8 protein-coding genes and 3 pseudogenes are annotated in these 13,322 nt (G+C 66.8%); 7 read left to right on the forward strand and 4 right to left on the reverse strand.

Annotated features, from left to right (window positions below; all coding sequences use genetic code 11):
• Positions 1-75 precede the first annotated feature (75 nt).
• Complete coding sequence (locus tag ACWPN3_RS19330; RefSeq protein WP_492240839.1) at positions 76-612, forward strand: hypothetical protein; 537 nt, start codon at positions 76-78, stop codon at positions 610-612.
• A 30-nt stretch (positions 613-642) separates the two neighbouring features.
• Here ACWPN3_RS19330 and guaB read toward each other — a convergent pair whose 3' ends face one another.
• The 4 genes and pseudogenes from guaB to ACWPN3_RS19350 form a co-directional block, all read right to left on the reverse strand.
• A complete protein-coding gene (gene guaB, locus ACWPN3_RS19335; RefSeq protein WP_109096536.1) occupies positions 643-2,121 on the reverse strand; it encodes an IMP dehydrogenase in 1,479 nt (492 codons plus the stop codon).
• Positions 2,122-2,229: 108 nt separating this feature from the next.
• Positions 2,230-2,938 (reverse strand): annotated as a pseudogene (locus tag ACWPN3_RS19340) (RlmE family RNA methyltransferase).
• 84 nt (positions 2,939-3,022) lie between these two features.
• The gene (locus tag ACWPN3_RS19345; RefSeq protein ID WP_109096534.1) at positions 3,023-4,045 is read right to left on the reverse strand and encodes a Ppx/GppA phosphatase family protein; all 1,023 of its coding nucleotides are present in this window, start codon (positions 4,043-4,045) and stop codon (positions 3,023-3,025) included.
• 114 nt (positions 4,046-4,159) lie between these two features.
• A complete protein-coding gene (locus ACWPN3_RS19350) occupies positions 4,160-5,383 on the reverse strand; it encodes an ABC transporter substrate-binding protein (RefSeq protein ID WP_492240841.1) in 1,224 nt (407 codons plus the stop codon).
• Between the two features lie 587 nt (positions 5,384-5,970).
• Between ACWPN3_RS19350 and ACWPN3_RS19355 the strand changes: the two are divergent.
• The 6 genes and pseudogenes from ACWPN3_RS19355 to queG all read left to right on the forward strand — a co-directional run bounded on the left by ACWPN3_RS19355 (position 5,971) and on the right by queG (position 13,244).
• A pseudogene (locus ACWPN3_RS19355) lies at positions 5,971-7,318 on the forward strand (ABC1 kinase family protein).
• A 366-nt stretch (positions 7,319-7,684) separates the two neighbouring features.
• Positions 7,685-9,292 (forward strand): methyl-accepting chemotaxis protein, encoded by a 1,608-nt coding sequence (locus ACWPN3_RS19360; protein ID WP_492240842.1) that lies wholly within the window; start codon positions 7,685-7,687, stop codon positions 9,290-9,292.
• Between the two features lie 98 nt (positions 9,293-9,390).
• Positions 9,391-10,420 (forward strand): annotated as a pseudogene (gene queA / locus ACWPN3_RS19365) (tRNA preQ1(34) S-adenosylmethionine ribosyltransferase-isomerase QueA).
• Positions 10,417-11,712 carry a tRNA guanosine(34) transglycosylase Tgt gene (gene tgt, locus ACWPN3_RS19370; RefSeq protein WP_109096529.1) on the forward strand — a complete coding sequence of 432 codons (1,296 nt, stop codon included), beginning with the start codon at positions 10,417-10,419 and terminating at the stop codon, positions 11,710-11,712. Before queA ends, tgt begins: the two are co-directional and overlap by 4 nt.
• Positions 11,705-12,169 carry a preQ(1) synthase gene (gene queF, locus ACWPN3_RS19375; RefSeq protein ID WP_109096528.1) on the forward strand — a complete coding sequence of 155 codons (465 nt, stop codon included), beginning with the start codon at positions 11,705-11,707 and terminating at the stop codon, positions 12,167-12,169. Before tgt ends, queF begins: the two co-directional genes overlap by 8 nt.
• Positions 12,156-13,244, forward strand: a complete 1,089-nt coding sequence (gene queG, locus ACWPN3_RS19380; protein WP_492240843.1) for a tRNA epoxyqueuosine(34) reductase QueG — start codon at positions 12,156-12,158, stop codon at positions 13,242-13,244. Before queF ends, queG begins: the two co-directional genes overlap by 14 nt.
• Positions 13,245-13,322: the final 78 nt, after the last annotated feature.

A 13,322-nucleotide genomic window follows, 5' to 3' on the forward strand; every position in this document is an offset into this window, starting at 1 on the left:
GCGGACCTCATCAGGGCGACGGGCGGCATAAGTCCCTATATACTATGGGCACACCCTTCGGAGTCCCTTGGCCTGATGAGCAAAGCCACCGCACCGGACCTGCGCATCGACGACCGTATGATCGTCTCCGCCGCGCTGGACCGCATCCTCTACGACGACCCCGACCATTTCGTAGCGGACGACGCACGCACTGTGCGCCGGCTGATCCCGCACAGCCGCTCCGCCTGGCTGCGGCTGGGGTTCCGCGCCGAACGGCAGGGCCCGTCGATGAAGGGCGAGGCCGCCGGGGTCGGCGACGTGCGGATGGAAGGCGACAAGAAGGTTGTGGAGGGCAGCGTCGGCGAGGCGGCGACTTGGCGCTGCGGCCAATACAAGATCACCAACAATGGCAGCGACCTGGAAATCTGGCAGGTGATGAGCGACGAGTATGCGCCCGAACCGAAAGGCGCCAGGCTGGAATTCGACGACCGGGGTGAACCGGAACGGCTGACCTTCTTCCAGCCGCGGGACATCGAACTGCGGATCCCCTTCACCAGCCTTGCGGTCGGCGTGCGGCTGGGCGGGTGGCAGCCCTGGAAGATGGTGGCGGAGGGAAGCGTCGCCGCCGGGTGACTGCCGGCGGCGACGCTCCCGAATTCGCCGTCAGCCCTGCCGGTAGTTCGGCGACTCGTTGGTGATGGTGATGTCGTGGACGTGGCTTTCGCGCAGGCCCGCATTGGTGATGCGGACGAACTGGCACTTCTCGCGCATCTCGGCGATGGAGGCGCTGCCGGTGTAGCCCATGGCCGCGCGCAGGCCGCCGACCAGCTGGTGGATGACCGCCGACACCGGACCCTTGTAGGGGACGCGGCCCTCGACGCCTTCCGGCACCAGCTTCATGGTCGAAACCTCCTGCTGGAAGTAACGGTCCGCCGAGCCGCGCGCCATGGCGCCGACCGAGCCCATGCCGCGGTAGCTCTTATAGGAGCGGCCCTGGAACAGGATGACCTCGCCCGGGCTTTCGTCGGTGCCGGCGAACAGGCTACCCAGCATGGCGACGCTTGCACCGCCGGCAATCGCCTTGGCCAGATCGCCCGAATATTTGATGCCGCCGTCGGCGATCACGGGAATCCCGTGCTTCTCGCACTCCTCCACCACATCCATCACAGCGGTCAGCTGCGGCACGCCGACGCCGGCGATGATGCGGGTGGTGCAGATGGAGCCCGGACCGATGCCGACCTTGACGGCATCCACGCCGGCATCGATCAGCGCCTTGGCCGCTTCGGCGGTGGCGACGTTGCCGGCGATGACCTGGGTGTAGCTGGACAGGGCGCGGGCGGCGCGAACCTGATCGAGCACCTTCAGCGAATGGCCGTGCGCGGTGTCGACCACCAGCACGTCGACGCCGGCGTCGAACAGGGCCTCCGCACGGGCCAGACCGTCGCTGCCGGTGCCGGTGGCGGCGGCGACGCGCAGGCGGCCCTTATCGTCCTTGCACGCATTGGGATAAGCCTGGGCCTTTTCGATGTCCTTGACGGTGAGGAGGCCGATGCAACGGTAGTCCTCGTCCACCACCAGCAGCTTCTCGATGCGGTGCTGGTGGAGCAGGCGCTTGCCCTCGTCCTGGCTGACGCCCTCGCGAACGGTCACCAGTTCCTTGGTCATCAGCTCGCTGACCGGCTGGCGCGGGTCGTCGGCGAAGCGGACGTCGCGGTTGGTCAGCATGCCGACCAGCTTGCCGCTGCCGCGCGCGTCACGGCTCTCGACCACCGGGATGCCGGAGATCTTGTGGTAGGACATCAGTTCCAGAGCGTCGGCCAGCGTCGCGTTCGGCGTGATGGTGATCGGGTTGACCACCATGCCCGATTCGTACCGCTTGACCTTGCGGACCTCTTCGGCCTGCTGCTCGATGGTCAGGTTGCGATGGACGACGCCGATGCCGCCGGCCTGGGCCATAGCGATGGCGAGACGGCTCTCGGTCACCGTGTCCATCGCCGAGGACATCAGCGGGATGCCCAGCTCGATGGTCTTCGTCAATCTTGTCCGGGTGTCCACGTCGTTCGGCAGCACCGAGCTTTCGGCCGGAACCAGCAGGACGTCGTCGAAGGTCAGGGCTTCGCGGATTTTGGTGTCGCGCGCCATGTGTCTAATCTCCCGGAAGATAAACGTGGCGCACTTATACACAAGACCATGGGCTTGTGAACCCGTGCGCACACAGCATCTGTTATGCAAGTGCGAAAAACGGCCTATTCAGTCGTTCACGTTGCCGCCGCGGAAGCCGGTGGCGACCACAGAGGTCTCCGACGACTTCTGCGCGGCTGGCCGGCGGCTTGGCGTGCTTGACCACGGTGAAGTCGCGCCGCAGCCGGTCGAGCAGGGAACGCTCGGCCCCACCCTGGAACAGCTTGGCGACGAAGGCGCCGCCGGGGGCCAGCACCTCCTCCGCGAAATCGTAGGCGGCCTCGGCCAGCCCCATGATGCGCAGATGGTCGGTCTGCTGGTGGCCGGTGGTGGGAGCGGCCATGTCGCTCAGCACCAGATCGGCCGGGCCGCCCAGCGCGTCCTTCAGCTTCTCGGCCGCCCCCTCTTCCAGGAAGTCGGCCTGCATGGTGGTGGCGCCGGGAACCGGGTCCATCGGCAGGATGTCCAGACCGACGACCTTCCAACCCTCCTTCGCGGCCTGCACCCGCTCCACCGCGATCTGGGTCCAGCCGCCGGGGGCGGCGCCGAGATCGACCACGCGCTTGCCGGGGGCGAGCAGGCGGAACTTCTCGTCGAGCTGCAACAGCTTGAACGCCGCGCGCGAGCGGTAGCCGCGCTTGGTCGCCTCGGCCACATAGGGGTCGTTCAGGTGGCGCTCCAGCCAGCGCTTGGAGGATTCCGTGCGCTTGCCGGCGGTCTTCACACGGACCGTGGCACGGCGTCCGCCCGGACGCGTCGACGGAGTCTTTTCGGTCATGATCGCTGCTGTTCCTCGGTCATCCGGCACAGGCGGGAAATCCTTCCCCACCTGCCCGATCATACATCCGGTGTCGTTACCGGTTCATTCGCCGGCGGCCCCGATCAGGTCCACCAGAATTCCTTCACGCAAGCCGCGGTCGGCGATGCGCAGCCGTTCCACCGGCCAGACGTCGCACAGCGCGTCCAGAACGGCGCAGCCGGCGACCACCAGATCGGCACGGTCCTGGCCGATGCAGGGATGGCGGGCGCGGCCGTCGAAATCCTGTGCGACCAGATGGTCGATCACCGCGCGGGCGTGGTCGACCCGCAGATAGCTGCCGTCCACCGCCCGGCGGTCGTAACGGCACAGCCCCAGATGCACGCCGGCCAGCGTCGTCACCGTGCCCGAGGTGCCGAGCATCTGCACCTTGCCGGCGGCGACGCGGCTCTCGATGCGGTTGCGCGCCTCGAACGGGGCGATGGCGTCGGCGACCGCCTCCACCATCTGGATGTAGTTGGCGCGGGTGACGTTGGGGCCGCCATATTCCTCGGTCAGGCCGATGACGCCGCAACGGATGGAGGTCTGGTCGAGCAGGCGCGGCGCCCTGCCCTTCTCCACCTGCAGCCACATCAGCTCGGTCGAGCCGCCACCGATGTCGAAGACGATGGCATAGGGATGGGTCGGCTCCAGCAATGCGGCGCAGCCGGCCAGCGCCAGCCGTCCCTCCTCCTCGCTGGAGATGATTTCCAAGGGGATGCCGGTCTCGCGCTCCACCGTCTCGACGAAGGCGGCGGTGTTACTGGCGCGGCGGCAGGCCTCGGTCCCGACGGCGCGGACGGCGGTGCAGCCGCGACGCTCGATCTTGGAGCCGCAGACGCGCAGAGCCGCGATGGTGCGCTCCATCGCGGGCTCCGACAGATGGTCGTTGCGGCTCAGCCCCTCGCCCAGGCGGACGATGCGGGAAAAGGCGTCGATGACGCGGAAGCCACCCGGCGCCGACTTGGCGATCAGCAGGCGGCAATTGTTGGTGCCGAGGTCCAGCGCGGCGAAGACCGGGCGCACCAGCGCCGACGAACGCAACCGTCCGGTGTCGTTCTGCCGCTCGCTTTGCACCTGTAGATCCACGTACCGTCCCCGCAGCACCTAAAGAGCGGAGTGTAACCCGGATCGCAGTCCGGCGGGAACCCCTCTCGAACTCGGTTTCCGCCGGCGGCGACCCGCAGGTCACCTCTGCGCCAGTCACTGGGCTTTCACGAAGGGGCAGCTGCTGGTTTCAACCGGCAGGAAGGCTTCCGCCGCCGGAATGCTGCGGACCTGCTTGTAATAGTCCCACGGCGCCTTGCTCTCCGCCGGGCTCTTCACCTGGTACAGCTCAAGATCGTACAGCACGCGGCCGTCCTTGCGGATGCTGCCGGGGGTGCCGAAATAGTCGGTTGGCATCGCCTTCATCGCGGCGGTGACCGCCTCGGACTCGGTGGTGCCCGCCGCTTTCACACCCTTCAGCCAATGCAGGGTGGCGAGGTAGGTGTTGGCCTGCTCCTTGGTCGGCATCTTGCCGTGGCGCTCGAAGAAGCGCTTGGACCATGCTCGGGTCTGGTCGTTGCGGTCCCAATAGAAACCGCTTGTGACATAGAGCCCCTTGGCGAGGTCGAGACCCAGCGAATGGATGTCGGTGATGAAGACGATATAGCCGACCAGCCGCTGGCCGGACTCGGTCAGGCCGAATTCACCAGCCTGCTTGATGGTGCCGACGGTCTCCGCCCCCACATTGGCGAGCGCCACCACCTTGGCGCCGCTGCCCTGGGCGCTCAGCAGGTAGGAGCCGAAATCGCTGGTGCCCATCGGGTGGCGCACACCGCCGACCACGGTGCCGCCGGCCTGTTTGATCGCGTCGGTCGCCGCCTTCTCCATCGCCGTGCCGAAAGCGAAGTCGGCAGTGATGAAGTACCAGCTGGTGCCGCCCGACTGCACGACCGCCTTGGTCGTGCCAACGGCCAGCGACGCGGTGTCGTCGGCCCAGTGGATGCTGTAGGGCGAGCATTGCGAATTGGTCAGCTCGGTGGTTGTCGCGGCGCTGATCATCAGCACCTTCTTCTTTTCGCGCGCGACCGCCTGCACCGCCAGGGCGACGGAGGAGACCGGAATGTCGGTCACCATGTCGACGCCGTCGACGTCGAACCAGCTGCGGACGATGTTGGAGGCCACGTCCGGCTTGTTCTGCATGTCGGCCGACAGCACCTCGACCGGCCGGCCAAGCACATTGCCGCCGAAATCCTCAACCGCCATCCGGGTGGCGAGCACGGCACCCTTGCCGCCGATGTCGGACGCGAACCCGGCCTCGTCCGCCAGCACGCCGATTCGCACCGGCTTGGCGGTCTGGGCTTGAGCCGACACCGCGGCAGCGGACAACGCCGTCGTCGCGAGCAGCGCCGCCAGCGCGAAAGGCTTTAGCAACCGCCCCATGCGATCCTCCCCATCCTCTTTTCGTGTGACGGGTGCGCACGCCGACCTGCGGCGTCCTGCCGCACCGTTCGGTTCCGTGGATAGCGGGATTTGATTTCATATGCAAACAGTATCGTTTGAAACGTATTGCCGGGATCTGTGTTCTTTCCCGCCCTGGGATGGGAATTACGCTCCTGGCAAAACAAAAGCCCTCGCTCCGATAGGAAGCGAGGGCTTTCGCAGCGGGCATCTACGGCCCGGATGAAGTCGCCAATCAGGCGAAAGAATTCGGAACTGAAACCTCAGTCATATCGGCCGAACAGATCGGCGTAATCAGGTAAGCTCCGGTGGAGTCATGATCTTACTCACCCTCCCTGGTATCGGTCTCTACTGTTCCGCTCAAGCTAACCGCTTCAACGGTAAGGCGTTTCCGATGCTCGCTCACTTCACCTCGGTGTTGATTACTGTAAGAGGAAGCCTGCGCTCCTTTCACAGAGCTGTCAAGAAAATCGCATGCTGCGTCGCAGCGCCTTTCGGAGGCAGTCCGTCGGCGGTCTCCGAACGGGCGGGGGCTGGCCTTTTGCCGGAGGCGAACCCACCTTGTGGGCATGCCGGAACACGATGAGAACACATGGGGCGGACGGGTCGCGCGGTATGCGCGGGTCGGCACCGCCGTTGGCGGGCTGGCCGCGCGGCTGGCGGGCGAACGCGTGCTGGGAATCCGCGTGGAGCGGGAGCGCCACGCGGCGGAACTGCGGGCCGCACTCGGCGGGCTGAAAGGGCCGCTGATGAAGGTGGCGCAGATCCTCTCGACCATCCCCGACGCCCTGCCGAAGGAATACACCCAGGAACTGGCGCAGTTGCAGGCCGACGCGCCGTCGATGGGCTGGCCCTTCGTCAAGCGTCGGATGGCGAGCGAGCTTGGCCCCAGCTGGCAGTCGCGCTTCCAGAGCTTCGAGCACACCGCCGCCGCCGCCGCGTCGCTGGGTCAGGTCCATAAGGCCATCGGGCCGGACGGGCGGGAGCTTGCCTGCAAGCTGCAATATCCCGACATGGCCTCGGCGGTGGAAGCCGACCTGCGGCAGCTTGGCCTGATCTTCGCGATCTTCGAGCGCACCGACAGCGCCATCTCCACCCGCCGAGATCCAGAAGGAGATCGGCGCCCGCCTGCGCGAGGAGCTGGATTACGAGCGCGAGGCGAAGCACACCCGCCTTTATCAGTCCATGCTGGCCGGCACGCCCGGCGTCCATGTGCCGGACGTGGTGCCGGAGCTGTCGAGCAAGCGGCTGCTGACCATGGGATGGGTGCATGGCCGCAAGATCCTGGACTTCGTCGCCGAACATCCGGAGGCGCGCGACGAACTGGCGATGAACATGTTCCGGGCCTGGTATGTGCCCTTCTATAATTACGGCGTCATCCACGGCGACCCGCATCTGGGCAACTACACGGTCCGGCCCGACCGCTCGATCAACCTGCTCGATTTCGGCTGCATCCGCGTCTTCAAGCCCAGCTTCGTCAAGGGCGTGATCGACCTCTACAATGCGCTGCGCACCGACAACCGCGAGCAGGCGGTGGAGGCCTACCGCACCTGGGGTTTCGTCAACCCGTCGAACGAGTTGGTCGACGTGCTGAACATCTGGGCGCGCTTCGTCTATGCCCCGATCATGGAGGACCGCCAGCGCAAGATCGAGGAGACCAACGGCGGCCATTACGGCCGCGAGACGGCGGGCAAGGTCCATGCCGAACTGCGCCGCGTCGGCGGCGTGGAAATCCCGCGGGAGTTCGTCTTCATGGACCGCGCCGCGGTCGGGCTGGGCTCGGTCTTCCTGCATCTGAAAGCGGAGCTGAACTGGTACCAGATGTTCCAGGGGCTGATCCGCGACTTCGACGTGAATGCGCTGGCGGCGCGGCAGGAGGAAGCGCTGACGGCCCAAGGATTGCCTCCAGCGGACTGAGAATAAATCGCAATTACCCCCGGCCGCTCACTCAATGACTGACCAATCAATATAAAGACAAAACCATCCGGAAATCTTTCTGAACCCTGTACAGATTTTTATGGCTTTCTGTTTGAACGCGAACGGAACCGCTCGACAGCATCGTTATTGATCACTTATTCAAAAACAGCATGCCTGACAGCGGGTCCGTCGACCCTCCGCTTCGTCCGGCCTGATCCAAATCAGCGGATTTCAGCGAGGGAAACATAGGAATGTCGATCAAGCGCAGACTGTCGATCGCAATGGCCCTGATTGCAGCCATCCTGCTGTTCTCGATGGCGGCGACCTGGATGACGGTGAGCGAGGAGCACGAACTCGCTGAACACCATGGAAAGCTCGTCCGACCGCGTGACCGAAAATGGTCTGGAACTGGTCAAGTCGATCAAGGAAATCCAGATCCACGTCATTCAGGTTCAGCAATGGCTGACCGATGTGTCCGCCACCCGCGGGCTCGACGGGCTGGATGACGGTCCGGCCAAGGCCGCCGAGCATGCCGAAAGGTTCAGGGCCGAGATCGCGCGTGCCGCGGCGCTCGCCTCCACGCTCGGCCTGACCGACATTCAGGAGGCGCTGCGCGAGACGGCAGGCGCGTTCGCCCCTTATTACGACACCGGCAAGCGGATGGCCGAGGCGTTCATCGCCGACGGTCCGGCTGGCGGCAACCGTCTGATGGGCGAGTTCGACAAGACGGCGGAAGCCATCACCGACAGTCTGGAAGCGCTGGTCAGCAAGACCGATACGGCCGCCGCCGCGGAGATCGCCAAGCTGAACCGGTCGATCGACACCGTGCGGGCCGATGTCGATTCGCTGAAGCTGGTGGTGATTGCCGGCGGCCTGATCGGGTTGGTCGCCTGTCTGGGCACCGCCATCATGATGACGCGCGGCGTTACCCGTCCACTGTCCGCCATGACCGACGCGATGCATCGTCTGGCCGACGGCGATACCGCCGTGATCGTGCCGGCTCAAGGTCGATCCGACGAAATCGGAGCCATGGCATCGGCGCTCGTCGTCTTCAAAGGCAATGCCATCGAAAAACGCCGGCTGGAGGAGGAGCAGCGCAACGCCGACCTGCGGGCGGAGGAAGAGCGCATCCAGGCCATGCGCCAACTGGCCGACCGGCTGGAACAGAGAATAGGCGGCATTCTGCGTACGGTCGCCGACGAGGCGCGGGTGCTGCAACAGGCCGCGAAGATGATGACCGACACGGCGGACCAGACCAATCTCCGGTCGGAAGCGGTCGCCGCCGCAACCCAGCAGACATCGGCTAGCGTCGAGACGGTCGCCGCGGCGGCGGAGGAACTGTCGGCATCGGTCGGGGAGATCGGCCGCCAGGTATCGCAGTCGACGGGCATCGCAGAAGAGGCGGTGGAACGCGCACGGCATGCCAACGCCAAGGTCGATGGGTTGGCTGCCGCGGCCCGGCAGGTCGGCGACGTGGTCCAGCTGATCAACTCCATCGCCTCGCAAACCAACCTGCTGGCGCTGAACGCCACCATCGAAGCCGCGCGGGCGGGAGAGGCCGGCAAGGGATTTGCCGTGGTGGCGAGCGAGGTGAAGAATCTCGCCAACCAGACCGGCAAGGCGACGGAGGAGATCTCCGCCCAGGTCACCGCCATCCAGGCCGCCACCGGCGAGGCCGTCTCCGATATCCAGGGCATCACGCGCGTCATCGAATCGATGAACGAGATATCATCCGGCATTGCCGGAGCGGTTTCGCAGCAGGCCGCCGCGACCGGGGAGATCGCCCGCAACGCCCAGCAGGCCTCCACCGGCACCCGCGACGTGAACCACAACATCACCAGCGTCTCGGCTGCCGCGGGGGAAACCGGCACCGCCGCCAAGAATGTGCTGAACGCCTCCACCACCCTATCGCAGGAAGCGGTGGCGATGGAGCGTCAGCTTGCCGAGCTCCTGTCGCAGCTGCGCGCGGCGTGAGAAGGCTGCGGATCGGAACGGGGCCGGGCCAGCAGGACTGTGTCCCGTTCCTGTCCCTTCACAACGAGGGGCGGTTCAGTCTATAGCTTGCCCCTCCCATGAAGACCGCCGATTTCGACTTCGACCTGCCGCCCGACCGGATCGCCGAGCATCCCGTCCGGCCGCGTGACGCCGCCCGCCTGCTGGAGGTGGGCTCCACCTTGCGCGACTTCATCGTGCGGGACCTGCCGGCGCTGTTGCAGCCGGGCGACCTGATGGTCGTCAACGACACCCGCGTCATCCCGGCCCGGCTCGACGGCCGGCGCGGCGAGGTGGCGGTGGAGATCACGCTGCACAAGCGGCTGGGCGAACGGGAATGGGCAACCTTCTCCAAACCCGGCAAGCGGCTGAAGCCCGGCGACACCATCGTCATAGCGGATGACTTCAGCGCCGAGGTGATCGCCAAGGACGGCATGGAGGTGCGGCTGCGCTTCTCCGCCGGCGGGGCTGATCTCATGGAAGCGCTGCACCGCCATGGCCGGATGCCGCTGCCGCCCTACATCCGCCGCAAGGCCGACGAGGGCGACAACGCAGATTACCAGACCGTCTTCGCCGCCCGCGAGGGTGCCGTCGCCGCTCCAACGGCCGGGCTGCACTTCACGCCCGACCTGCTGGCGGCGCTGGACGAGCGCGGCGTGCGGCGGGTGCCGGTGACGCTGCATGTCGGGGCCGGCACCTTCCTGCCGGTGAAGGTCGACGACATCGCCGACCACAAGATGCACAGCGAGTGGGGCGAGATCTCAGCCGACACCGCCGCCGCGGTGAACGAGAACTCGCAAGGCCGGCGGCCGGATCGTCTCGGTCGGCACCACGGCTCTGCGCATCCTGGAGACGGCGGGCCGGACGGACGGGACGCTGGTCCCCTTCAGCGGCGACACCGACATCTTCATCACCCCCGGCTACCGCTTCCGCATCGTCGATCTCCTGTGGACCAACTTCCACCTGCCGAAATCGACACTGTTCATGCTGGTCTGCGCCTTCGCCGGCTATGACCGCATGCGGGCGGCCTATGGCCACGCCATCGACACCGACTATCGCTTCTTCAGCTACGGCGACGCCTCGCTGCTGCACAGGACGGACTCAACATGACCGGCATCGGCTTTGACCTTCTGGCGACCGACGGGCGGGCGCGGCGCGGCCGCGTCACCACCGCCCACGGCACCATCGAGACGCCGGCCTTCATGCCGGTCGGCACCGCCGCGACGGTGAAGGCGATGACCACCGACGCGGTGGCCTCCACCGGTGCGGAAATCCTGCTGGGCAACACCTATCACCTGATGCTGCGCCCGACGGCGGAGCGGGTGGCGCAGTTGGGCGGCCTGCACCGCTTCATGAATTGGGACAAGCCGATCCTGACCGACAGCGGCGGCTTCCAGGTGATGAGCCTGTCCGACCTGCGCACCATGTCGGAGGAAGGCGTCACCTTCAAATCGCATCTGGACGGCAGCCGCCACCATTTGACGCCGGAGCGCTCCATCCAGATCCAGCACATGCTGGACAGCAACATCACCATGTGCCTGGACGAATGCACGCCCTTTCCGGCGACGGAGGCGCAGGCCGAATCCTCCATGCGCCTGTCGATGCGCTGGGCGCGGCGCAGCAAGGACGCCTTCGTCGAGCGGCCCGGCTACGGCCTGTTCGGCATCGTCCAGGGCAGCGTCTATCCGGAGCAGCGGGCGGAGAGCGTCGCCGCCCTGACCGATATCGGCTTCGACGGCTACGCCATCGGCGGGCTGGCGGTCGGCGAGGGACAGGAGACGATGTTCCGCGTGCTCGACTTCACCGAGCCGCTGATGGTCAAGGACCGCCCGCGCTACCTGATGGGCGTCGGCCGGCCGAGCGACCTGATCGGCGCGGTGCGGCGCGGCGTCGACATGTTCGACTGCGTGATGCCGACGCGGTCGGGCCGCACCGGTCAGGCCTTCGTCCGCCGCGGCACCATCAACATCCGCAACGCCCGCCATGCCCATGACGAGCGCCCGCTCGATGCCGAGTGCGGCTGCCCGACTTGCCGGAGCTACAGCCGGGGCTATCTGCATCATCTGTTCAAGGCGGACGAGATGCTGGGGCCGATGCTGCTGACCTGGCACAACCTGCATTACTACCAGGACGTGATGCGGACGATGCGGCAGGCCATCGCGGACGGCACCTTCGAGGAGGTCGCCGGCGCCATGGAGGCCCGCATGAACGAGGGCGACATCGAAGCCACCGTGGACCCCATTGCCAAGCCCGGCAAGCCGCCGAAGCAGGGCCGCCCGCCGAAGGCGGCTAAAGACAGCGATCCGCCGAAGGCGGGTAATAACAGTGCTCCGCCGGAGGCGGACAAGGACAGCGCCCCGCCGGAAGCCGAGCGGGTGGCGGAGGAAAAGACCGATGAGTGAGAACATCTATGCCGGCCTGACCCAACTCGGCGGCTCCACAACCCAGCCCAGGACGCCGGAAGAGGCGGTGCTGGAGCGGGTGCCGAACCCGAACCCCGGCACCCCCTACTGTGTGCGCTTCACCGCACCCGAGTTCACCTCGCTCTGCCCGATCACCGGCCAGCCGGACTTCGCCCATCTGGTCATCGACTATGTGCCCGGCGACTGGCTGGTCGAATCGAAGTCGCTGAAGCTGTTCCTGACCAGCTTCCGCAACCACGGCGCCTTCCACGAGGCCTGCACGGTGGGCATCGGCAAGCGGCTGGTGGACGAACTGTCGCCGGTCTGGCTGCGCATCGGCGGCTACTGGTATCCGCGCGGCGGCATCCCGATCGACGTGTTCTTCCAGACCGGGGAGCCGCCCAAGGGCGTCTGGATCCCGTCGCAGGACGTGCCGACCTACCGTGGCCGCGGCTAAGCCCGCTCCGCTGTCTTCCGCCGGCCCGGCGCGGCTGCGGGACGCCATCCGCGACCGCGCGCTGGCGGTGGGGTTCGACGCGGTGGGCTTCGCCCCGGCAGCACTGGGGCCGGAGGCGCGCGAGCGTCTCGCGCAGTTCGTTGCCGAGGGCCGGCACGGCGACATGGGCTGGATGGCCGAGCGCAGCGACCAGCGCAGCCATCCGCAGTCGCTGTGGGACGAGGCGCGCACCGTCATCGCGCTGGGCACCAGCTACGCCCCGCACGACGACCCGCGCCGTCTGGCCGAGCATCCCGACCGCGGCATCGTCTCGGTCTATGCCCGCAACCGCGATTACCACGATCTCGTGAAAGGCCGGTTGAAGACGCTGGCGCAATGGCTGGCGCACCAGACCAAGGCCGGCGTGAAGGTGTTCGTCGACACCGCCCCGGTGATGGAAAAGCCTCTGGCGGCGCAGGCCGGGCTGGGCTGGCAGGGGAAGCACACCAATCTGGTGTCGCGCGACCATGGCTCCTGGCTGTTCCTGGGCGAAATCTACACGACGCTGGAGTTGCCGCCCGACCCGCCGGCGCGTGACCGCTGCGGATCCTGCGACCGCTGTCAGGTCGCCTGCCCGACCGCCGCCTTCCCGGCGCCCTACCAGATCGACGCCCGGCGCTGCATCAGCTATCTGACCATCGAGCACAAGGGGCCGATCCCCGACGACCTCAAGCCGCTGATGGGCAACCGCATCTATGGCTGCGACGATTGCCTTGCCGCCTGTCCCTGGAACAAGTTCGCCCGCGCGACCCTTGAACCCGCCTTCCTGCCGCGTGCGGAACTGACCGCGCCACGGCTGGCCGATCTGGCGCAGTTGGACGATGCCGGCTTCCGGCAGGTGTTCAGCGGCTCCCCGATCAAGCGCATCGGCCGCGACCGCTTCGTCCGCAATGTCCTCGTCGCCATCGGCAACAGCGGCGATCCGTCGCTGAGCCCGGTGGCTGAGGCCCTGGCACAGGACGTCAGCGATGTGGTGCGCGAGGCGGCCGGATGGGCGGCAGCGAGATTGAGCGGCGCGACGGGCACGGGTGCCTGAACGGCATTTTCTCCACACGGTCACCGTCCTCCGCTCACCCTGTTGCCGCCAACGCTGTTTCATTGTCATATGAACAGG

Source organism: Azospirillum sp. UENF 111221 (assembly GCF_058780625.1).